20 protein-coding genes, 1 pseudogene and 1 other annotated feature are annotated in these 23,137 nt (G+C 49.5%); of the genes and pseudogenes, 9 read left to right on the forward strand and 12 right to left on the reverse strand.

Annotation, left to right across the window (positions count from 1 at the left end; all coding sequences use genetic code 11):
- Positions 1-61: 61 nt before the first annotated feature.
- The 5 genes from DWZ56_RS01980 to DWZ56_RS02005 all read right to left on the reverse strand — a co-directional run bounded on the left by DWZ56_RS01980 (position 62) and on the right by DWZ56_RS02005 (position 5,754).
- Positions 62-1,114, reverse strand: a complete 1,053-nt coding sequence (locus DWZ56_RS01980) for an L-threonylcarbamoyladenylate synthase (protein ID WP_118554795.1) — start codon at positions 1,112-1,114, stop codon at positions 62-64.
- Positions 1,115-1,280: 166 nt separating this feature from the next.
- A complete protein-coding gene (locus tag DWZ56_RS01985; protein ID WP_118554796.1) occupies positions 1,281-1,970 on the reverse strand; it encodes an N-acetylmuramoyl-L-alanine amidase in 690 nt (229 codons plus the stop codon).
- A gap of 161 nt (positions 1,971-2,131) precedes the next feature.
- Positions 2,132-3,133 (reverse strand): uroporphyrinogen decarboxylase family protein, encoded by a 1,002-nt coding sequence (locus DWZ56_RS01990; protein WP_118554688.1) that lies wholly within the window; start codon positions 3,131-3,133, stop codon positions 2,132-2,134.
- A 12-nt stretch (positions 3,134-3,145) separates the two neighbouring features.
- Positions 3,146-3,694 (reverse strand): D-lyxose/D-mannose family sugar isomerase, encoded by a 549-nt coding sequence (locus DWZ56_RS01995; protein WP_118554689.1) that lies wholly within the window; start codon positions 3,692-3,694, stop codon positions 3,146-3,148.
- Positions 3,695-3,996: 302 nt separating this feature from the next.
- Positions 3,997-5,754, reverse strand: a complete 1,758-nt coding sequence (locus tag DWZ56_RS02005) for a glycosyl hydrolase family 18 protein (RefSeq protein WP_158584401.1) — start codon at positions 5,752-5,754, stop codon at positions 3,997-3,999.
- A 1,090-nt stretch (positions 5,755-6,844) separates the two neighbouring features.
- Between DWZ56_RS02005 and DWZ56_RS02015 the strand changes: the two genes are divergently transcribed.
- Entirely contained in the window at positions 6,845-7,585 is a 741-nt protein-coding gene (locus tag DWZ56_RS02015; protein WP_118554693.1) for an adaptor protein MecA, read from the forward strand.
- 108 nt (positions 7,586-7,693) lie between these two features.
- Here DWZ56_RS02015 and DWZ56_RS02020 read toward each other — a convergent pair whose 3' ends face one another.
- The gene (locus DWZ56_RS02020; RefSeq protein ID WP_118554694.1) at positions 7,694-7,903 is read right to left on the reverse strand and encodes a DUF1858 domain-containing protein; all 210 of its coding nucleotides are present in this window, start codon (positions 7,901-7,903) and stop codon (positions 7,694-7,696) included.
- A gap of 269 nt (positions 7,904-8,172) precedes the next feature.
- On the opposite strand from DWZ56_RS02020, the pseudogene DWZ56_RS02025 reads away from it, so the two are divergent.
- A pseudogene (locus DWZ56_RS02025) lies at positions 8,173-8,355 on the forward strand (DUF362 domain-containing protein); the annotation flags it as partial.
- A 91-nt stretch (positions 8,356-8,446) separates the two neighbouring features.
- Here the strand turns inward: DWZ56_RS02025 and DWZ56_RS02030 are convergent.
- Positions 8,447-9,049 carry a helix-turn-helix domain-containing protein gene (locus DWZ56_RS02030; RefSeq protein WP_118554696.1) on the reverse strand — a complete coding sequence of 201 codons (603 nt, stop codon included), beginning with the start codon at positions 9,047-9,049 and terminating at the stop codon, positions 8,447-8,449.
- A gap of 333 nt (positions 9,050-9,382) precedes the next feature.
- Positions 9,383-9,639: a binding site (T-box leader), on the forward strand.
- Positions 9,640-9,855: 216 nt separating this feature from the next.
- On the opposite strand from DWZ56_RS02030, the gene DWZ56_RS02035 reads away from it, so the two are divergent.
- From DWZ56_RS02035 to trpA, 7 genes are all read left to right on the forward strand, one after another.
- On the forward strand, positions 9,856-11,352 hold the full coding sequence (locus DWZ56_RS02035) for an anthranilate synthase component I family protein (protein WP_118554697.1): 1,497 nt from the start codon (positions 9,856-9,858) through the stop codon (positions 11,350-11,352).
- Positions 11,352-11,966 (forward strand): anthranilate synthase component II, encoded by a 615-nt coding sequence (locus DWZ56_RS02040; RefSeq protein ID WP_118554698.1) that lies wholly within the window; start codon positions 11,352-11,354, stop codon positions 11,964-11,966. Before DWZ56_RS02035 ends, DWZ56_RS02040 begins: the two co-directional genes overlap by 1 nt.
- A 101-nt stretch (positions 11,967-12,067) precedes the next feature.
- Positions 12,068-13,102 carry an anthranilate phosphoribosyltransferase gene (trpD, locus tag DWZ56_RS02045; protein WP_118554699.1) on the forward strand — a complete coding sequence of 345 codons (1,035 nt, stop codon included), beginning with the start codon at positions 12,068-12,070 and terminating at the stop codon, positions 13,100-13,102.
- Positions 13,099-13,875, forward strand: a complete 777-nt coding sequence (trpC, locus tag DWZ56_RS02050; protein ID WP_118554700.1) for an indole-3-glycerol phosphate synthase TrpC — start codon at positions 13,099-13,101, stop codon at positions 13,873-13,875. Before trpD ends, trpC begins: the two co-directional genes overlap by 4 nt.
- A gap of 4 nt (positions 13,876-13,879) precedes the next feature.
- The gene (locus tag DWZ56_RS02055) at positions 13,880-14,524 is read left to right on the forward strand and encodes a phosphoribosylanthranilate isomerase (RefSeq protein WP_118554701.1); all 645 of its coding nucleotides are present in this window, start codon (positions 13,880-13,882) and stop codon (positions 14,522-14,524) included.
- 79 nt (positions 14,525-14,603) lie between these two features.
- Complete coding sequence (gene trpB, locus DWZ56_RS02060; RefSeq protein WP_118554702.1) at positions 14,604-15,788, forward strand: tryptophan synthase subunit beta; 1,185 nt, start codon at positions 14,604-14,606, stop codon at positions 15,786-15,788.
- A complete protein-coding gene (gene trpA, locus DWZ56_RS02065) occupies positions 15,781-16,548 on the forward strand; it encodes a tryptophan synthase subunit alpha (protein WP_118554703.1) in 768 nt (255 codons plus the stop codon). The genes trpB and trpA overlap by 8 nt, the downstream gene beginning before the upstream one ends.
- A gap of 4 nt (positions 16,549-16,552) precedes the next feature.
- Here the strand turns inward: trpA and DWZ56_RS02070 are convergent, their stop codons facing one another.
- From DWZ56_RS02070 to DWZ56_RS02090, 5 genes are read right to left on the reverse strand one after another with little or no spacing between them, the layout of a single operon-like run.
- Entirely contained in the window at positions 16,553-17,524 is a 972-nt protein-coding gene (locus DWZ56_RS02070) for a zinc-dependent alcohol dehydrogenase (protein WP_118554704.1), read from the reverse strand.
- On the reverse strand, positions 17,525-18,850 hold the full coding sequence (locus DWZ56_RS02075; RefSeq protein WP_243095019.1) for an aspartate aminotransferase family protein: 1,326 nt from the start codon (positions 18,848-18,850) through the stop codon (positions 17,525-17,527).
- Between the two features lies 1 nt (position 18,851).
- Positions 18,852-19,940 carry an NAD-dependent epimerase/dehydratase family protein gene (locus DWZ56_RS02080; RefSeq protein WP_118554706.1) on the reverse strand — a complete coding sequence of 363 codons (1,089 nt, stop codon included), beginning with the start codon at positions 19,938-19,940 and terminating at the stop codon, positions 18,852-18,854.
- A gap of 15 nt (positions 19,941-19,955) precedes the next feature.
- A complete protein-coding gene (locus DWZ56_RS02085) occupies positions 19,956-21,173 on the reverse strand; it encodes an apiosidase-like domain-containing protein (protein ID WP_118554707.1) in 1,218 nt (405 codons plus the stop codon).
- Entirely contained in the window at positions 21,136-23,136 is a 2,001-nt protein-coding gene (locus DWZ56_RS02090; protein WP_118554708.1) for a family 20 glycosylhydrolase, read from the reverse strand. The genes DWZ56_RS02085 and DWZ56_RS02090 overlap by 38 nt, the downstream gene beginning before the upstream one ends.
- Position 23,137 lies beyond the last annotated feature (1 nt).

Raw genomic sequence — 23,137 nt, forward strand, 5'->3', positions numbered from 1 at the left:
TCCCCACTTAAGTGCGATTCATTCCTCCGCCTATAGAAGCGTGGAATCCTCATTTATTTTATTAGACCTGAATCAGATGGTAGCCTGCAGCTTTCATAAGCCGGTTCATGATAGCCTGTCCCAGCTGTCCGCCGTAAAAGCTTTCCGAATAGATCTGTGAGACTTCCTCTTCGTCAAATTCACGCAATGCCGCAAAAAGATTATGAGCGACGGTCTCCTCATCGGCCCTGCGTCCCATGCATTTGCAGATACCTCCGGGATAGCAGCCCGCAGTTTCTTCGGTGCAGAGCACGCCGACTTTGTTTCCTGCCAGAGATTCTTCCTGAATGTGGTTATTAATAAAAGAAGAAACCTCCGCGCGGCCTCCCTCCACTATGGTAAGCCCTGCTTTAGGCGCATAATGGCGGTATTTCATCCCCGGCGCTTTCGGGCGCTCGCCTTCTTTCAGGGGCTCCGTGCAGGCCTTGTCCATCCTGACGCCTTCAAACAGTTTCTTCACCATATCAAGAGATACATAGCCGGGCCTAAGTATCACCGGGTCGCTTCCGGTCACATCGATAATTGTGGATTCCAGTCCGATACCCACCTCTCCCCCATCCAGTATCATATCCACCTTTCCTGACAGGTCTTCCTGCACATGCTTTGCCCTGGTGGGGCTTGGACGGCCGGAGGTATTGGCGCTGGGCGCTGCAATGGGGACTCCGGAAGCGCGGATCAACATAGCCGCAGCCTCATGATCCGGCATCCTGACCGCCACAGTATCCAGTCCGCCGGTCGTCTCCGGAGGCACCTTTAAGCTCTTTTTAAAGATCAGCGTCAGGGGGCCGGGCCAGTACTGATTCATCAAAGTTTCCGCCATGGGGGGGATTTCCGCCACCAGATCCGGCAGCTCCTCCAGATCAGCGATATGAACGATCAGCGGATTGTCAGAAGGCCTTCCTTTGGCAGCGTATATTTTTTCTGATGCCCGGGCATCCAGCGCATTGCCGCCCAGCCCGTACACCGTTTCTGTGGGGAATGCCACCAGTCCGCCGGATCTGATGACCCGCCCGGCCTCCATAAATATCTCCTGGCACCTGCCCGTTTCCTCCACATTGTAAACCTTTGTATCCATATTAAACACCTGTCTGCCCGCTGCGTCGGGCGGTTGTTATTCTAATGGGGCAGGCGGCACTCTGCCGCCGTCCCTCTTCATACCTTCGGACATTATAACATTATTTTCACAGGCCTTCAAGATCTAAGGCTAAATATGACGTTTTACTTAGGTGCTCTAATTGTTACTACTCCAGGTTCAGATACTGCAGTATTCCCATATGTATGGTCCATGCCACCTTTTCCTGATACTCTTCTGTGGACAGCAGCTCCGCCTCCTCCCAGTTGCTTAAAAAACCGCTTTCCACAATCACAATCGGGCAGGAAGTGTGCAGGAGCAGGTAATAATTATCATTCGGTTTCGCCTGCCTAGTATTACGGTCCCCCACCACAAAGTCGAACCGCTTCTGCAGCAGCTCCGCCAGCTTTTTGCCTTCCTGGGAGTTTTTATAGTAAAAGACCTGCGGACCGCACACATATTCTTCATGATAGCTGTTCTGGTGAATGCTGACCACCAGATCCGCGCCGCTCTCTTCAATAAGTTCACAGCGCTTGTTCATATCATCCCGCTTTTTATTTTTGCTGCCGGAATCGTAGAGTCCCTCGTCCTCATCGCGGGTCATGATGACTTTTATGCCGTTTTGTTCAAGATACTCCTTGAGTTTCATCGCGACAGCCAGATTAATGTCTTTTTCCAGCTGATTGTTTACGCCCACCTTTCCCGGATCCATTCCGCCGTGACCTGCATCTATGACCACCACATAGGCTGACTTTTCCGGGAATGCGGAGGCGCTGGCATAATCGGCCGCATGGCTCGCGATGGCCGCGATGACCATGATCATGATCAGGCCCATGGTTACTTCAATCTTATTTTTCATGCTTAAGGACATCCTTTCTCCTCGTTTTCTACCCTCTTACCATATTCTATTCAGAAGGGCGTGTCCTTAACCATAGATTGAATCGGCAGCAAAGATTTCACAATCATTATTGGCACTTTACCGCCTCATCGGCAAAGGCTCTGATCAATTCGGTGTCATGCTCATCCCTCCATGCTTCTGAAGACTTCGTTCAGTTCATCCAGCCTGTCATAATCGCCGTATTTTCTCCACAACTCTATCATCATCTCATACCGTGTCAGTGGCAGACCGGTATAAGCGCAGTTTGATGTCGCAAATACATATCCTTTTCCCGCTTCCATACCCTGGCTTAGGGACCTTAACACATCCCGCCTGCATTCCTCCTCGGTCCCGGTCTGAAGCAGGCCGCAGTTCACATTGCCGATCAGCGCGATATTCTCTCCGACTAACCGCCTGACCTCCTTCAAATCCACACCTCCCTGCGGATCAAGGGAATGGATTGCGTCCGGCTTGCAGTCCGCCATCTGCTTTAAGATGGGCATGACATTTCCGTCCGTATGCTTGATCGAATAGTACCCCATCCTGCGGTACTCCGCTATCACTTCCTTCAGATACGGAACAATCAGCTCATCAAACTGCTCGCTGGTAAAAAAAGGATTGACATTGAAACAGTAATCGGAACAAAGCGCGAAACCGTCCAGCAGGTGGCCTCTGTCATCAAGTTTCTGCGCCAGAGTCACGAAATACTCGAGATCCCTTTTGCTCACTTCATTCAGTTCTTCGGGCATCTCATACATTTTCACCGCAAATTCCATCATATTGTCTCCGCTGGGGATCGCCCATGTAGGATCCCCATGCATCATGATGAAATATTCATCTCCGCTCTTTTCGCGGATTGTTTCCAGCAGCCACTGTGTGCTCTCAAAATCGTCCGGATTCGGATGGATGAATATCGCGCTGTGGCCGTACCGTTTCGCCGTCTGTATATACAGATCCGCCAAATCCTCGATATGAAGCCTTTTCTCATCGCCGCTCATCTGGTTCCACTGAGCGTAATGGCGCTGGGAGGGATGCACTCTGCCAAAAGCCTCCATCGTCAAAAAAAATACCAGTTCAAAGGTCGGAACGCGCCCACCGATCTTCTCACACTTGAGAGTCCTTATAAAACGTTCTCTGTTTGTCATATGCCCCTCCTGTCATTCATCAATCACCGGAATCCGCACGATTTCCGGATCCGTAAATATGTCGCATTCATCTATACTTCTGGTGCTGAATTCTGATACGACCGCTCCCTCTACCCCTGCCTGAAACCAGTGAAGCGTATTGGGCTTAAGTGTCAGCTGCATGCCCGGTTTCAGTATCACTTCATGTCCGGCAGTATAATACTTTTCTCTGCCTTTAGGACGGCTGCAGGCCGGGTTTAATGTCTCCTCTCCGCTTATATATACATAGCAGGTTCCGTAACGGCAGCGAAAGGTTTCTTCCTTGCCCTCATAGCTGATATCCGGGATCGGAGCGTGGCGGTGTTCCGGGCATGTCTGTCCCGGCAGAAGTGCCATTTCTTTCCCGCAGCAGCGCTGTGTATTCACGTAAATCACGCAGGCCAGCCCGATATGTTCGTAATCCCCCAGCCCAAAATCAGCAACTTCAAGCTCTTCTTTCTCATCTTCCCGCAGGACGATGCCCGCCCTGTCATACAGGCACAACACTTCCTGTCTGGCCTTTTCATATTCAGATTTCTTCATTTTTGACCCCTTTTCTCTCCCGCGGCCGCAGGAGTTGATTTTTATATTTTTTCCCATCCGCCGGAGATCTTCTGCTCCAGTTCTTTGAAGCTTCGAAGCCGGCTGATGCAGAAAGATCCATGCCCGGCGGCACAATTACTGCAGAATAGGATGTCTGCTTCCCGTCCGCGACAATCATATCCTTTGTTTTTAGTAAATCATTTTTACAATTATAAGTCAATACCTTTTACGAAATTATCATGGAAAAGCCATTATGAAGGCTTTCACCTCCATAATGGCTTCCGGATGTACATACTCACTTATCAGTTGAGGTAACCGGGAATAATATCCCATACCTCCTCGGTCTCAAGTCCGAGTTTCCAGCAGGCAACCCCTGCCAGTTCCTGCTGGCGGATCAGCTGCATCTTCTGTTCGATGGACCGGGCATCTTCAATCCAAACACGGTACATACAGCCATCCTCTTCGTATTCTCCATAATACTGCCCCAATTCTACCAGCCACGAAGCTTCCACCCCATGTTCCTCCAGAAGCGTCCACGGCTTCTTCATGCCGCAGGCCTCGGATTCCAACGCGTAGCGGGGATAGATGGAATTGCCGTCCTCCCAGATCTTCGCGCCTTCTGCCGCCTTTTCCTCTGGAATCTCTTTCCAGATACGTGTAAAAAACGGTATGGCGTTAATCAGTTTCTCATTGGGAATCAGCTCCAGGGCATCCCTGATGCCCTTTTCCACAAAATTCATTGAAGCGTTGGAGCCCGCATTGCTTCCTTTCCAGTGCTCATCATATCCCATGATGATGACATAATCCGTCACTATGCCCTGTTCCTTAAGGCTATAATGAATCCTGCCGTCACTGGGCACATAATTGTCCACAGAAAGCACTAGTCCTTCTCTGCGGCAGGCCACGGATAATTCTCTTAAAAACTGTATATAATGAAGGCCGGCATCCTTTGTGATGTTCTCGAAGTCTATATTAATTCCGTCCGCGCCCAGGGCCTTTGTCTCATTAATGAGATTCTCTGTAAGGCGGTTTCTAGCATCCGTTTTCTTCAGCATCTGATAGACGCTCATATCCGGACTGAAGTCATCCACAAGTACCCATACCTCCATCCCCAGATCATGGACCTTCTGTACATAGGAGGCATCTGCCAGCGATATAAAGTTCCCTTCGTTATCGGACAGGGAAAACCATGTGGGAGATACCGTAGTGACCCCTTTTGTCTTGCCGATCAACTCTTCCAGCCTGTCATTATCGGACTGCTGAAATGTCTGGTGCCATACGAGGCAGATGTCATAGCCTTTTTGTATGGAAGTGTATACCGGCTCTACAAAGCCGCTCGCTGCCGCTTCCTGCCTGTAATTATCCAGAGCATTTTTCCTGATATATCCGATATGCCCGTTCTCTGTCCGGACTTCACTCCAGTTCTCCATTTCGCGGAGCACCGTTACCTGGGCACCGGACTCCAGCGTGGTCATGACTTCGCTCTTGATCCCACCCAGCACGCGCACCTGGGTCTTATTTTTAACTGTGGCCCGGTTCGCGGTCCGGGAACCGAAATCCACAAAGGCTCTGCCGGGGTCCTGATAATACGTATACACAAAGTCCGTAAATTCCTTCACGTACTCCATGAGGATGGCCGTGCTGCCCGACGAGAAATCGATAATGGGCACTCCATAATCTTTCCTGTTTCCTCCGCGCTCAAATGCAGTGTCCCCTGTCAGTACTCCGACGGTCTCGTCGGGCAGAGTGTACAGCAGCCTGCCTTCGTCTCCGTTCCAATAAAAACGGTCATTAAAATAGTTGGATACGATATCGAGAGGCAGGTAAATCTGCCCCTGGCTTAAGTAGCCTTTTGCCGATGTGAATTCGCTGTCGATGATTAACGCTACCTGGGTGCCGGTTACACCGTATACCTGTTCCAGATCCGCCTTCTTTTTCGTTGGGGTGTATTTAATCAGCAGAATAGCTGCCGCTGCCGCGGCGACCACCAAAATAATGCTTATGATCAGCACCGCCACAGGATTGACTGCCTGCCGTTTCTTTCCTTTTTTGTCTTTCATTTGTTTTCCTCCGGAATTTTTGTGCATGTAAATGATCAGGGGGGAAGTTTTACCATGCAGGAACAACGGCCGTTCTCCTGCATCTCCCGCTGCCCGCAGCGCGGGTATAATATCTGTCGATATTATACCATGTCAGCAAGCTGACATAGCCCCTCCAGGGGGATGCACATGATTTCCTTTGGAAATTGTCTGCTTCGCAGACGGAAATCAGCGCGGGTATAATATCTGTCGATATTATACCACACCCTTTAAGGGTTCGTCATTACGAAAATTTGATTCGGGAGGAATTGGCATAACAGCATATTGCATATCATATGATTGTTTTAAAAGGAAAGGGACAGGTTGCCAACCTGTGTCAGGGATTGGAAATGTTTTTATTTCTTTGCGTGATATATTATAATTGTCTTTCCGGGATGTTCACCGAACCGGTGCTTAGATCGTATTATAAGAAAGCAGGTAGATGTTACAAAAGACCGTCCTGTCTGATCCGCAGGCCGCCGACTGACTGTGAGGAGCCGGAGTGCCGCACTGCAAACCGCATAGTATCGTCTTTGTGGACTTATGCAGGAACCTGTACCGTTTTAACGGAGGCTGAAATCATGGGCAGCGCATACTGTCTCAACCAATGCTCCCCAGAGAACCGCTGAACGCCCCATTGTCCTTTCGGTCCCGTGACACGGTATCCGAATATATGGGATTGTGCCTGCATCAATGCAGCTTTGACAAAACTCACCTCCTGTTATATAATTACAGACATTCTGATCTTCATACAGCCTTTCATCATATTGAAATGCTGTACTGCATAAATCATAACGCAGGACTTAACAGGATTCAAGATGACAAACTGAATATCAAAACGTTTTTTTCATGCAGTTTGTTACACTTATATTCAATAATACAACGGTAACCGTACAGGCGCCGTCTGAACGGTTACAGAGTATGAAAAGTTTACATAAACTAAATAAATATTTTCTTTACATATCCTTACTACTTGGGGTATACTAACGGTGAAGACAGAGGTGTTTTCAGCGGCTCTATTCCCCGCAACAAGGGGCATGGAAAGAATGATTGCAGAACAGGAAGTGATACTGTGCGAATCGAAAAAATAAATGACAACCAAATACGGTGTACGCTCAATGCGAAGGATCTGTCTGCCAGAGAGCTAAATCTGGGAGAGCTGGCATACGGCAGTGAGAAAGCGCAGTCGCTTTTCCGCGAGATGATTCAACAGGCTTCCTCGGAACTGGGATTTGAGGCAGAGGATATTCCCCTCATGGTCGAGGCAATTCCCCTTTCCAGTGAGTGTATCATGCTTATTATTACCAAAATAGACAATCCGGAAGAGCTGGACACACGTTTCTCCAAGTTCACTCCGCTTTTTGATGACGAATCCGACGACGAGGACGACGAGGGGGCTTTGGCAGGCATCTCCAAGGCGGATGATATGCTGGATCTTTTCAATATGCTCTCGGTAATGAAGGAAAAAGCCAAAAAAGATGAAGATTCTTCCGATGACGGGAATGCGGCGAAGGACGTGAACCTGACGCAGGTCTTTACGTTTCCGGAGCTGGACGATATATCCAGAGTTTCGTCGATACTTAATACTTTCTATCATGGGGAAAATGCATTATATAAGGACAGGCGCCACGGCTGCTACTGTCTTGTGGTGAAGCAGTCCGACCACACGCCCGAGGAATTCAACAAAGTCTGCAATATACTTACGGAATACGGACGGCGTTTAAAGTCCACCTATTCTACCGAAAGTTATTTCCAGGAACATCTGGAATGCATCATCAGGGCCGATGCTGTGAGCCGGATGTCGTCTCTGTAATGCAGTCCCGGTACAGGTCTGAACTTTTTCGTATAAAATAACGAGTGAGGACTCCCTCTGACGGCTTGTCCTCACTCGTTTTATTTACATTACCGCAATTCCTGTTAATTACTGTGCCTTCGCTTCTAAATACTCATTCAGCTTGCTTTCCAAATCATCCGCATCAATGCCATGGACAGCACATGCTTCCTCCAGAGACTCTCCCTGTGCGGAAGGGCATCCGATACAATGCATTCCTGCTCCCATTAATATCGGAATAATGCCCGAATCTATGCGAATCAGATCACCGATAATCATATCTTTTGATACTTTCGCCATTGATTTTTCCTCCTAAAGGTTATTCGGCCGAAACCGTGTTTACATTATAGTATACTTTTTCTGCAAATGCAAGGCTTAACAAGCTTATCCCCGCCATGCGCTGCTTCACCGCCAATCGTAAATAGTAACTGCCAGACTACTGTTCACAGTTGCCAGGCATGTTCAAAAACAGGAACAGACGCACATTTTACTTGAATTATCCCCTTCTATGTATTACAATGTAACAAAGTAATGGTCTTTCACATTACCTTAAAAATGAACGTGTAAAGGAGGAGTTCGCTATGGCATATGTAATTTCTGATGAATGCGTAAGCTGCGGTTCCTGTGCAGCAGAATGTCCTGTAGGCGCGATTTCCGAAGGCGACAGCAAGTACGAAATCAATCCTGATGAGTGCATCGATTGCGGTACCTGCGCAGCTACCTGCCCGACCGGAGCTATTTCCGAGGGTTGATTTAACTGTCCCTACATAAAGGGAAACTTAAAACAGATCCTATGCTCATCATTTGATAAAGCATGGGATCTGTTTTTGTATCTCTCCGTATTCAGCTTTTTTTCCGGCTAAGGAATCTGCGTTTTTTCTTTTTCAGTTTGACCACGGGTGTTACGGTAGCTGCCGCCTCCGCACGGGCCTTATGATTCTTCTGATAAGACCGCAGGGTCTCATCCAGCTTTTTAAAACGTTCTTCTTCCTTTTCATCCCGCAGCCGCATGATAAAATTCATCTCTTTAATCACGCGTTCGCTGACCTTGCCGCTGACCTCATGCCCCAGCTTCTCATTGTTAGCGGCCAGAGCCTGAGAAACGATATTGGTCATGATGGTATGGAACTGTTCCATCTTATCTCCGGAAGAAACAACAGGGGATACCTGCGCCTTCTCCACGACACTCACTTCCGTTTTCTCCGCCTCCTTCGGCTCCATTTTATCTTCCGTAAGTTCGTCCTTAATTGCTTTGAGCTGGTATCCCTTTGCCTTTAGTTCTATAATTTTTTTAAACATTTGTATATGTTCATCCGTATAGTAACGGTGACCCATTTCATTTCTCGGAACTTCTATTCCAAGTTCTTCTTCCCAATAACGTAAAACATGAGCTTCTGCATTAATTTTTTTAGAAGCTTCAGAAATCAAATAATGGTTCTCAGCCATTGCTTGTCCCCCTTCTATGTAATTGTAAATCTTTTACATTTTATTAGATTATAACATAAATTGCGGGGATTGCAACGGTTATTTTTAATTTTATGAAGTCAGCGCTTAAATTATGCCTGTCATCCTGCTGTTATACCCTTCCGTGGAGTGGCATATAGCTTATTAATGAAGCAATATTAAAGAACCTGATGAGGAACCGTTCACAAAGTTACATTCACACCTACCGCGTATGAGGCAGCCGTGAACAGTATCAATAGTAACGGGAGTTAACGGAACCGTACAAATTTTTATTGACAAATCCATTTCATGCACATATAATAGCTACAAACAGAGAAAAAACCATTGAGCAGGAGTAAGTAAGTTTCTGATCATGTAAGCAGAGAGCTTCCGGTTGGTGAAAGGAAGATACATAGAAGAGACCGAATGGACCTGTGAGGGCAGCCTGAAATCCGAGCTGAAAAGCGGAGAAAGTATGCGCTGACGGGAACCCTTTCCGTTACCAACGGGGTGTGCATGATAGTGCGCAAAAGAGAGGATGCAACACATCAAGTCGGGTGGTACCGCAGAAGCAAACAGCTTTTGTCCCTACAAAGGGGATATAGGGCTGTTTTTTTGTTACCCTGAGAGCAGCGCGTCCCACCTCCCGAGCGTGCGCTGCGGAGCCGCCAACGCGACTCACCCCACCAAAGCTGCGCACCGCGCAGCCAGTCCCCCCCTCCCCCACCTCAGTGTTCCCACACCCCCTCACACCCCTCACACCTCAGCTCTCCCAACCGTTTTTCTCCACCCCCCAGGAGGCCCAAACAATGATCATACCCAGCTGCGACGACATCATGGAACTGTCCAACACCTACAACATAATCCCCCTCTGCAAGGAGATTTACGCAGACATCGTAACCCCCATCACCCTGCTGCGCCGTATCGCGGCCGTCAGCACCCGCTACTATCTCCTTGAAAGCATAGAAGGCAGCAAAAAATGGTCCCGCTACTCCTTCCTCGGTTACGACCCCATACTCCGGGCCACCTGCAAAGACCGCACAGTCACCGTCAGCGCCCATGGCAGCCTGAACAACCGGCTCCTTGAAAAAGGTCTACCTACAGACACGCCGATTCACACCGACCGGCCTCTGGACATCCTGCGCACGGTCCTTTCCCTGTACCGCGCGCCAAAGCTGCCAGGCATGCCGCCCTTCACCGGAGGCTTCGTAGGATACTTCGGCTATAACCTGTTCGCATATGCAGAACCAACACTGAACCTTCCCCCTTCGGCCGCCAACGACTACGACCTGCTCCTCTTCACCGATGTGATCGCTTACGACCACCTGAAGCAGAAGATCACCATCGCAGTCAACATGGATACCGACCGCATCATGGAAAACTACGGCAGGGCCTGTGCCAAAATAGAATCCATCGAGCACATGATTTACAGCCGGCAGCCTCTTCCGGATATTCATACAGATGAAGTCCCGCATTTCACCTGTAACTTCACCAAAGAAGATTACTGCCGCACGGTGGAGCAAACCAAAGGCCACATCCGAAGCGGCGACATCTTCCAGGCGGTGATCTCGCGCCGGTTCACGAGCCCGTACCAAAGCAGCCTGATCAATGCCTACCGGGTCCTGCGCACGACTAACCCGTCCCCCTATATGGTCTGCATGCGCATCGACGATGAAGAAATTATCTGCAGCTCTCCGGAAACCCTGGTCCGCTTGAAAGGCGGCCGGCTCACTACCTTTCCGGTAGCGGGCTCCCGGCCGCGCGGACGGGACGAAGTCCAGGACGCCGCCCTTGAGAAAGACCTCCTCTCCGATGAGAAGGAACTGGCCGAACATAACATGCTGGTAGACCTTGGCCGCAACGACCTGGGAAAAATCTCAAAGTTTTCCACAGTAACGGTCACGGAATACCAAATGATCCACAAATACTCCCGGATCATGCACATATGTTCCCAGGTCGAAGGCGATATCCTTGATGAAAAGGATGCGTTTGACGCCATAGAAGCCGTGCTGCCGGCCGGCACCCTCTCCGGAGCACCCAAGATCAGGGCCTGTGAAATCATCGGGGAACTGGAGCCGGCCCCTCGCGGGATCTACGGAGGAGCATTGGGATATATCGACTTTACCGGAGGCCTGGACACCTGCATCGCGATCCGCATGGCGGTAAAAAAAGACGGTGTGGTCACAGTCCAGGCAGGCGGCGGCATCGTAGCAGACAGCGTTCCGGAAAAGGAATACGAAGAATCCGCCAACAAGGCTGGCGCATTGATAAATGCCCTTCAAAAAGCGGTGGAGGTGAATAACTGATGGTTCTCTTTATAGATAATTACGACAGCTTTACCTATAACCTGGTTCAGTTAGCCGGCGGCCTGTGCCAGGATATCCGGGTAATCCGCAACGACGAAATGGCCGCTGAAGAGATAGCCGCCCTGCATCCAGACCACATTATTCTATCCCCGGGGCCGGGTTATCCCAAAGATGCCGGTGTATGTGAAGAGTTGATCCGTCTCCTGTCCGGCTGCGTCCCCATCCTGGGCGTCTGTCTGGGCCATCAGGCCATTTGCGAATGCTTCGGCGCACGGATCCGGCCGGCCGGACAGCTGATGCACGGCAAACAGAGCACGATCCGAATCGATACACGCGATCCCCTGTTTCATGGCCTGCCTGAAACAATCAAAGCAGCCCGCTATCATTCCCTGGCAGCGGACGAGAAAACGCTTTCCCGGGAGCTGACAGTCACGGCAAGAGACGGGGCCGGTGAAATCATGGCGGTACGGCATGCGGTCCATCCGCTCTTTGGCCTCCAGTTCCATCCGGAATCCATCATGACCCCGGACGGGGCCGCTATCCTTGCGAATTTTCTGCACATGCATCGCCCGAATCGGATAAAACCGGCGCTTGATCCCATATACCGGCTATAGTCTGACCGCATATAGTAACTGCCATACAGGAAACGGCGCCCGCGCTGCCGCCGCTTCCAGCCTCTCATACCATCCCCGCAGCGCAGAAATGAGGAACAATTATGATACAGAAAGCGATACATGATGTAATTGACGGAAAAGACCTGGACTTTGATACCACCAAAGCTGTAATGAACGAAATCATGAGCGGCGGCGCCACACAGGCGCAGATGGGTTCCTTTCTCACCGCGCTGCGCATGAAGGGCGAAACCATAGATGAGATCACGGCCTGTGCCACCGTGATGCGTGAAAAAGGGTTAAAGCTCCACCCCCGCCACGATGTCATCGACATCGTCGGCACAGGGGGCGATGAAGCCGGAACCTTCAATATCTCCACCACCGCTTCCTTCGTGGTCGCGGCAGGCGGAGTGCCCGTAGCAAAGCACGGCAACCGCAGCGTATCCAGCAAAAGCGGAGCGGCGGACGTGCTGGAATGCCTGGGCGTCAATATCAGCCTGAACGTGGAGCAGTCCGAAAAGGTGCTGGAAGAAACCAGCATGTGCTTCATGTTCGCGCCTGTTTATCATTCCTCCATGAAATATGCGGCTCCTGTCAGAAAGGAGATGGGCGTGCGCACCATATTTAATATACTGGGCCCCCTTTCCAATCCCGCCGGCGCCACCATGCAGCTTTTGGGCGTCTACTCCCGGGATCTGATCGAACCGCTGGCGAGAGTCCTAAGCAATCTGGGCGTAAACCGGGGCCTCGTCGTCTGCGGCGAAGATGGGTTGGATGAGGCGACCGTGACCGGCGTCACACATGTATGTGAAATCCGTTTCGGTAAATTTACACAGTACGAAATCACCCCTGAACAGTTCGGCATATCCCGCAGCAGCCTGGCTGATCTGGCGGGCGGCAGCCCGCAGGACAATGCTGCCATCACCCGTGATATTCTAAAGGGAACGTTAAAAGGCCCCAAGAGAGACATGGTGATCTTAAACTCCGCCATGAGCCTTTATCTCGGCATCGATGACTGCGGCATAAGCGACTGTATCCTGAAAGCCGTCGAATTGATCGACAGCGGGAAAGCCTATGAAAAGCTGGAAGAATACATCCGCGCCACCAATGCTTTTCTTCCGGAAGGAGGCGGAAAATGATACTGGACGAAATCGCCCGCTCCACCCGCACCCGCGTGGAACAGTGCAAACGCACCCATTCTCCCGAATCCGTTATGAAACTGGCCCGGTCCATGCCCCGGGGAAACTTCCCCTTTGAACAGGCGCTTAAAGGCGGGGGCATCTCCTTTATCTGCGAGGTGAAGAAAGCATCCCCTTCCAAAGGCCTGATCGACGTTTACTTTCCCTACTGCCGGATCGCCCGGGATTATGAGAAGGCAGGAGCCAGCGCCGTCTCCGTCCTCACCGAGCCGGAGTATTTTATGGGAAGCAGCAGATATCTCTCCGAGATCAGGCAAACAGTTTCACTGCCCCTGCTGCGCAAGGATTTTACAATAGACGAATACCAGCTCTATGAGGCCAAAACCCTTGGCGCAGATGCGGTGCTGCTGATCTGCTCTCTGTTGGACGAAGAAACCATCCGCTTATTTTTACAAATCTGCGAAGATCTTGGACTTTCTGCGCTGACGGAAGCCCACAGTGAGGAAGAAATAAGCAGAGCCCTCCGGGCAGGTGCGCGCATCATCGGCATAAACAACCGGAATCTTACGACCTTTCAGGTGGACTTTGAAAACTCTATGCGCCTGCGAAGCCTTGTCCCCGGAGACGTCCTGTTTGTGGCGGAAAGCGGCATAAAGACCAGAGAAGACGTCATGCGGCTTGAACAGATCGGCGTGGACGGCGTGCTCATCGGGGAAACCCTGATGCGCGCACCCGATAAAAAAGCGATGCTCGACTCGCTGAAAGGACGGTGATGTGATGCCGGGAATAAAAATCTGCGGGTTGACCCGACCGGAGGATATACGAACCGTCAACCGCTTCCTGCCGGATTTTATCGGTTTTGTATTTGCACCGAGCAGACGTCAGATTGACGCGGATACCGCCTCAATGCTGAAATCAGGGCTGGATCCGTCCATCCGGTCCGTGGGCGTATTTGTAAATGAAGATATTTCCCGGATGGAGGAGCTCTGCCGAAGAGGCATCATCGACCTGATCCAGCTCCACGGAGACGAAGACGAATGCTATATACAAAGCTTAAGATCTGTTACCGACCTCCCCATTATCAAAGCGGTACGGGTATCCGTCCGGGAAGATATAATCAAAGCCTCACAGCTTTCCGCAGACTTTCTGCTGTTGGACACCTATGTCAAAGGAATCTGCGGAGGCAGCGGAAAGCAGTTTGGCTGGGATCTCATCCCGCCCCTTAGACAGCCCTGGTTTCTGGCAGGAGGCTTAAATCTCCAGAATCTGCCCCGGGCGCTTAAGCTGCCTGCATACTGCCTGGACTTAAGCAGCTCCCTTGAAACTGACGGCAAAAAGGATGAGGAGAAGATCCGCAGCGTCATGGAACTCATACGGAAGCACACTGAAAGTGTGCGCAGGTCATCAGCCTTCGGCTGGTGACAGAAAATAGAGGAAGCACACTAAAGTGTGCGTAGGTCATCAGCCTACGGCTGGTGACATTGAAAAGGAGAAAGAGGAAATGTCAAAAGGAAGATTTGGAAAACATGGCGGCCAGTTCGTGCCGGAGACACTGATGAGCGCCGTAATTGAACTGGAGGAAGCTTACGATAAGTACAGCAAAGACCCGCAGTTTATCTCAGAGCTCAACGATCTGCTGGCAAACTACGCGGGCAGACCGTCCCTGCTCTACTATGCAAAAAAGATGACCGAAGATCTGGGCGGTGCGAAAATATATCTGAAAAGAGAAGATTTAAACCACACCGGCTCCCACAAGATCAACAACGTGCTGGGACAGGTGCTGCTCGCAAAAAAGATGGGCAAAACCCGCGTCATCGCGGAGACAGGCGCGGGACAGCACGGCGTGGCCACAGCCACAGCGGCCGCCTTAATGGGCATGGAATGTGAAATCTATATGGGCAAAGAGGATACGGACCGCCAGGCTTTAAACGTATACCGCATGCAGCTTTTGGGAGCCAAGGTCCACCCCGTGACCACCGGCACCATGACCTTAAAAGATGCCGTGAACGAAACTATGCGCGAATGGACCAACCGGGTGGAGGACACTCACTATGTGCTCGGCTCCGTCATGGGGCCCCACCCCTTCCCCACCATCGTCCGCGATTTCCAGAGCGTGATCGGCAAGGAGGTGCGCGCACAGCTGATGGAAAAGGAAGGAAAACTCCCCGATATGGTCATCGCCTGCGTGGGAGGAGGAAGCAACGCTATGGGGATCTTCTACGATTTCATCAATGAGCCTTCTGTAGCTTTGGTGGGCTGTGAAGCCGCCGGTCTGGGCATCGACAGGAAAGAAACAGCAGCCACCATCTCCACCGGCAGAGCCGGCATCTTCCATGGCATGAGCTCCTATTTCTGCCAGGATGAATACGGACAGATCGCCCCCGTATACTCCATTTCCGCCGGCCTGGATTATCCCGGCATCGGCCCGGAGCACGCTGACCTGCACGATCGGGGAAGGGCGTCCTATGTTCCTGTGACCGACGTTGAAGCGGTGGATGCCTTCGAATACCTTTCCCGCACCGAGGGCATCATTCCCGCCATCGAAAGCGCCCATGCCGTGGCCTATGCCATGAAAGCCGCGCCTTCCATGCCAAAGGATCAGATCATTGTCATCAACATTTCCGGCCGCGGCGATAAGGATGTGGCCGCAATCGCAAGATACAGGGGGATTGAAATCTATGAGTAGAATCAGTGATATCTTTAAAAACAGAAAAGCTTTTATCCCGTTCATCACCGCCGGTGATCCCAATCTGGCCATAACAGAAGAGCTGGTCATCGCCATGGCAGAAAACGGCGCGGATCTGATTGAACTGGGCATCCCGTTTTCCGACCCCATTGCCGAGGGACCTGTCATCCAGGAAGCAGATATCCGTGCCTTAAAGAGCGGCACCACCACGGATAAGATATTTGAAACCGTCAGACGGATCCGCCAAAAGACCTCGGTTCCCCTGGCCTTTATGACCTATATCAATCCCATCTTCGCCTACGGCGCGGATAAGTTCATAAGCAGCTGCGCGCAGGCCGGCATCGATGCGCTGATCGTGCCCGATATGCCTTTTGAGGAAAAAGAAGAACTCCATCCCTGCTGCCGCAGGTACGGGATCGATCTAATCTCCCTGATCGCCCCCACCTCCCACGAGAGGATCAAAACCATCGCAAAGGAAGCGGAAGGCTTTATCTACTGCGTCTCCTCCATGGGCGTGACCGGCGTCCGCAAGGAGATCACCACCGATGTGGCGGAGATGGTTTCGCTGGTTAAGCAGACAAAGGATATCCCCTGTGCGATCGGTTTCGGCATTTCTACGCCAGAGCAGGCCGCCGGGATGGCTGCTGCCGCCGACGGCGTGATCATAGGCAGTGCCATCGTAAAGCTCATCGCCCAGTACGGCGAAAACTGTGTGGAGCCGGTCCGCGATTATGTAAGAGCCATCCGGGCTGCTATATAAGGGGTTATAAAGCATACTTTGAACTATAGAACCGGTCAGGAACAAGCACTGTCCTGTAACCGGTTCTTTGTGCTGTTCTGTCAAAACCGTACTCCCATTGTGTGAGAGGGAGCACTTCTGAAATAAGGCTTTTTACATTTATGCTTCCTCTCCGAACCAATTCAATTCCGCGAAGCCACGCCGCCCTGTCATAGGCTATACTTCCCACAATTCTTCGGTTATTATAAACAAGCTGTCCCAAATCTACTGTGGCCATTTTTCCTAATATCCCCAGCTGTGTCAGCTGGCCATCATACTTGAGCACCTGCAGTCCCGTATCCAGAGCTGACTGGCTTCCAGAGCATTCAAGCACTGTGTCTATGCCATGCCCATTCGTAAACTCATTCGCCGCGGCCCGGATATCTTCTTTCTGAACATTCACTATACGGTCTGCCTTCAGTTCTTCCGCCATCCGCAGGCGTTCCACATCGGAATCAGTTCCAGCCACCATGACAGACGCTCCAAGCTGTTTTGCTGCCTGCAGGGCAAACAGCCCGATCACCCCGGGCCCTTCTATCAGAACATGATCCGCGGGCAGAATATATGATCGGTTAAACACCCCGTTTATGGCCGCGGCCAAAGGTTCCAAAAGCGCTCCCTCCAGAAAGGAAATCTCATCCGGCAGAGGAAAGACCCAATCGTTCTCATCCTTTACCGTAAACTCTGCAAAGCCGCCGTCCATACAGGCAGCCACACGGTCTCCTATCTTAAACTTACGGACATGCTTTCCGGTCGCAGTCACTACCCCGCAGAATTCATGCCCAAGAGGAATATCCGTCTTCCAGGGATAATTACCTGTAATGATGTGCAGATCCGTCATGCAGACCGCACAGGCCTGTACCTCTATTTTTATATCCGTGTCTGTACATACCGGCTCCGGAATATCTCTGAAATCAACCTGTCCTGGCAGATCACCGTATTTCACTATTGCTTTCATTCATAGTCCCTCATCAAAGCATTCTTCAAGAATATCCATAGCCGTTTCCGCCTGCTCCATGCTGATTATCAGAGGTGGCTTAAGTTTAATTATATTATGCGCCGCCTGATAAAATAATCCGTGCCGGACACACCGCTCGAACAGTTTATTCATTGTTTCTTCTTCAACGGGGTCCTTTGTCACAGGATCTTTTACCAGCTCCACCCCAATTGCAAGCCCGGGTCCCCTAACGTCTCCGATAAATCCAAACTTTTGCTGCATCTTTTTCAGTCTGTCCGTCATATAACTGCCTGTGGCAACCGCATTGGCAAGCAACCGATCCCTCTCTATGATCTCAATGGTTTTCATAGCCGCCGCATAACTTAAATGATTATTTTGAAAGGTCTGCATATCTTCCATCAGATTATCAAATCCCTCCAACCGGTCGTGGATCAAAATGCCTCCAATGGGGATTCCCCCTCCTACCCCCTTGGCAAAAACAATTATATCCGGCTCCACATCATAATACTCCGCAGCAAAAAACTTTCCGGTCCTTCCAAATGTTTGTATCTCATCAAAAATCAGCACGGTTCCCACTTCATCACATATCTCTCGGACACGCTTCAGATATTCTTTTGGAAACGGGATCTGGCCTCCTCCTGATTGAACAGGTTCAATGATAACGCCTGCCACAGGTCCGGATACACCGCACAGAATCGTTCTCTTCAGACAATCCGCGCATTCCAACCCGCATTTTCCGGCTTCCTTCCCAAACGGACAGCGATAGCAATACGGACGCTCTGTCCGGATAAAATGATGTTCAGACTTGTTTGCATACTGAAAAAAGCTTTTATTTATGGCTTCTTTGACATCTCCTCTTCCCGACAGAAAAGTACCGTCTGCCGTACCAAAGGTTGTACCATGATACCCGCCGTACAATGATACAAAATTTCGGGAGCCAGGCACATTTTTAAGCGCGATCTTCATTGCTGATTCGATTGCAAGTCCTCCGCCTATTGTGAACGATATTCTGTTCAAATGTTTCGGAGCGACAGATGCAAGTTTATGATACAGGCTATAACGGAGATCGGTCTGGTGGAGAGGCGCTACCATAGGCATATTCAGCGCCTGCCGGTAGACAGCTTCTGCAATCTCCTTATTACCAAAACCCAAAAGGCAGACAAACTGTTCAGAGGTAAAATCCATATACTTTTTTCCGTTCAGATCTTCGATATAGATTCCTTCCCCTCCTTTAAGAGAAAATCCTCCGGGCTTTTTAAGGCACGGCATCAGATGCCTGCTGTAATCCTTCCTTTGCTCTGGGGTCAACACAAAGCTATTTTCCATCTTATCGTTTACCTCCTGCATTCCCTCGCTTCTCATTTTGCGGTTCATACGCACGATCAAAAACTGCATTTACATGATCTTTCAGCTTATCCATGCTTTCAATCCATAGATCAACCACTTTATCTTCAAACATTAGCTCTTCCGTCCCTTCCAGTCCGCCCACCGATTCCTGATATGAGATAAACTCCCGCACAGCATCCACCAGTGTATAATCCCATGTAAAATCCGGAAATTGTGCCCGGAATTTATCTACAGAAAAATACAAATTAAACCTGGCAAGCTCCCCAAGAATACTGTCCTTTACCTCCTGACGGCACAGGGAAAACATGAAGTCCGTCGGGATATGGACAATATTTACAGGTTTTCCCAAAGCATCAGCAAAAGCGCGGATATATTCATCATAGGTAACGGCCACGTGATTAGCACAGTTATATGCCTGTCCAATGGTATCATCGTCTTCACATATTCTCGCGATCATCCTGCCTGTGTTATAAGCGGCTCCCGCATCGATTAGAGTGGTGCCATCGCCGGGCGAATACACCGGCCTTCCCTGCCGGATTCTGGTAACAAGATAAGCCCCACGGTTTCTGTCAAAAGAGGTCAAGGCGAAAGTTTTTCCCAGAGAGTAACCGGGACGCACAATTGTAAGGGCCGGTTTCCCGTCACGGAATGCTTTCTGATAAAGTTCTTCAATTCTCTTTTTATCGGCAGCATATTTTCCGTTAGGTTCATTCCAGGGATCGTCTTCACGCATCGGGAGATTCGTCAGCGGATAGCCGTAGACATCGGCCGTACTTACAAACACTAGTCTATCAAACGAATTGTTCTGCGCCGCCCTGATAACGGTTTCTGCCTGTTCAGTTTCAAAGCAGGTACAGTCAATCACAGTATCTGGCTTAAAGTCCACTAGTGCATGATCTAGCACCTCCAGCTGATTTCTGTCCCCATAGTATACTCGGATTTTTCCCTCAAGACCCAGAAGTCCTCCCTGTGTCCGTTTTATCACCGCCACCGGCGTATCTTTTTCCAGAAAATAAGAAATAGTGGATTCAGAAATATTACCCGGGCCTCCCAAAAACATTACTCTCATACAGATTTTCCTTCCTTACCGATCCTCAAATATTGCATGGAGGATCCAATCATCAGAGCCGCCCGCATTATGGCCCGGAATATGCAATATATCCCCTGTCTTTCCCGTAAGCCTGAAGCTGCGTCCTCTCACCGGATCGATCCATTCTCCGGCATAGCAGCCATCCCTGCGGATTGTAAAAAAACGGCGATCTGACACATATGCTACAATTTCCATTCCACCTCTGACGGATGCAGCCGGTATATAGCTGTCTGAGGCATTCGGCATCAATGCCCGTACGGTGTGAAATAATGTGCCTTCTGCATCGGGAATCAGCCTGTACCAAGGGATATGTTCAAACACCTCTCGCAGCACAGTCATATGATGTGCCGCAGCCGTATAGAGCGCATCCTTCCAGAACATATTGGCCATCCAGATGTCCTTATTCCCATAGGTTTGCCCCGCTCCGCCCAATATGACTGACGTGTAGGCATACCTTCTTATCTCCGTGGATGAAATTCCGTCATTTCCATCATAATGAGTTTCGCCCAGAACTGCGGGCTTGTGGGGATATTTCTTCTTTGCATCCAGCATCTGTTCAATGCAGCGTCCATAATCATATGTATAATTCATGCAGAAATCATACCAGCTCTTCTCTCCAAACATCGGATAGCTGGGTCCGATTCCGGCATGAAACGTATTCAGGACATGTTTTGCATACTTTTTATAAATCGGCACACATCTATTCACTTCATCATGCAGTGGAACTGCATCGTCATCTCCTCCATGGATAAATGCAATAACATTTGAAAATTTCCCATATCTTTGCGCGATCTGTCGGGCATATCGGTCAAGCGGCTCACCACGGTATAACCTGTGCCAGTCATCCTCCCACGTGCTAAGCCACATGGGAGCTACAGCAACTGCCAGTCCTAGACTTCCCGCATAGGCAATCACACGGTCCACATTAAAAAAATATTCTTCATTCAGCGAATCTATCATCCCCGGCGCGGTAAACGGATTTTCTCCATAAACATTGGTCTGATAGACATGATGCGGAAGCAGATGTACCTGAATCACCGTAAAGCCCTTTTCGGCACGATCCCTAAGATAGAAGCAGGCTTCTTCATAGGACATCATCCAGAATAGTCTCCAGCAGGTATCCGCATGCCAGAGAAACGGCTTACCATCCTGATCTTCAAAAAATACGCCATTCTCACTGATTCTGATCGGAAATCTGATCTCCTCCGCCATTTCCTTCCTCCTGTTTATATTTCATAATGTGAATCTGCTTTATAAAAACGGTCCAGCTTTTCCCTTCTTTCTGCTCCGCTTCAATTCGCAGCAGTTCTTTCTCCGGACAGGGATTTTTAAAAAGATGTTTGTAGAATGTCTCTTCCCCCACCCGCACAGGATAAGTGCCATAGGTCGTCTCTATCAAATGATCATCCACCTTATACATTGCCTGGCTCTCATCCCATGTACGCTCCCAGGAAGCATACCGATACCCGATATTCTCTCCGTATTTGATCGGAACAGCGGCCGTAGTTCCGTCAGCGTATATAAAACGGACAGCCCCAATCTCATAAACAGCATCCTCCGGAAATACTCCGTCCACAAACCATTTGAAATCGGGATGGTAATCTGTATTATAGAGAAGCTCTACGTACGGCGGATGCTGGAATTTGCCGCAAACACTGCACTTTTTCAATTCCGGATTTTTTAAATAATACAGATTTTCCATTACATCTTTTCTGATTTTTTCGAAGTCTGCTTCATTATAATCCGGATTCCAAAACATTTCATATGCATAGGCAATGTTAAAAAAAATTCCGTTTCGCTGCAGAATTTTCTCATTTAATGTACTCCAGTTGGAGATAACCGCTCCGCAGCTTCCCTTTTCCATATGTGCATGCCAGTTTGGAAACAGATAACTGTCGAAGTTTCCGTAACGGATGGAGAAGCCTTCGCTCAGAAGCTCATCCTCCAAAGTCTCTGAAAGTCCCCAGTTCCAATGCAGGACCCCAATATCCTTATTTATTTTATGAACCGCCTGAAAAGTTGCAGGCATAATACCTATAAACTTTCCGTCCTTTATATGAAACGCCGGAGAATACATTTTAATCTCCGCTCCTCCGAACGATCCTGCACCGGGAACCACTGCATTTTTTAAGAGTTTATCCCCCCAGATCACGGTTCTGATATTTCTATCCCGCAAATAATCCGCAATTTTATTAACATCATCTGCAAAAATATCCGCCCCCGACCTGGTACGGCATTTCTCGCAGATTCCTATCGTGTAATATTCGTCATGCCCAATGTTCATCACGGAAGGATTAAATACGCTTATCACCTCGTCGATAACGTCAAACAGTATCTGATAGGACTTCGGATTGGAGGGACAGTAAGTATCCGGATAGGGATCCTCCTGACGTTCTGCAATTTCGGGATTTCCCATCATCAGATAATCGCAATGCCCCAGAGATGGGACTTCAGGAATCACTTCCATCTCCCTTTCCCTGCAGTAACAGACTAAATCCTTAAGCGCTTCCTGTCTTAGGAATCCCCCGTCGCCGTTTTCCATATGTATCGCATTTTTATACCAGGGAAACGTCTCGTCCTGTATGACGGTGGTTTTTCCTGAATATTCAGCCATTTCTCTGCAATAGTCGACCCAGCCGGCATTGATTTCAGGGTGTTTACAGTACTCCATCGCTCCCCCAACTTCAATCATTATGGTGTTAAATTTGTAATAAACGAGCATGTCAATAAACTTCTTAAAAAACGGGATATTTTTTTCGGACGGGATAAACACTTTCATCCCCCGCTCAGCACAGGCAGGCGCACTGTAAAAGCACAGATTTTTAATATATCCTCCCTCTGATAAATGTAAAAGTGAGACAGCTCCATAGAGCAGGCCCCTGTCGGTGGATGCATAAACGGTTATCTCCTCACCTCTGGCAAGTACCAGATGACTTTCCTTTCCTCTGGGATACGGAACAGAAAACTGTTCCGTAATCCCCTTTAATGTCTTTTCAGAAGTATCCTTTGAAAAGCGAATTTTTTTATAATGAGTGTATTCGCCCTCTGCCCGCAGGCCAAAGGTTGCAAATAATTCCAATATTGCCAGAGATGCACCTGTAATTTCGGTTTTATCTGTTATATACAGTCCCTCTCCCAGCACGATTTTTTTCTTTTTAAAATCAGAACCGCTCATA

Origin of the sequence: Lachnotalea sp. AF33-28 (assembly GCF_003477885.1) — a bacterium.
Classification (GTDB): Bacteria; Bacillota; Clostridia; order Lachnospirales; family Lachnospiraceae; genus AF33-28.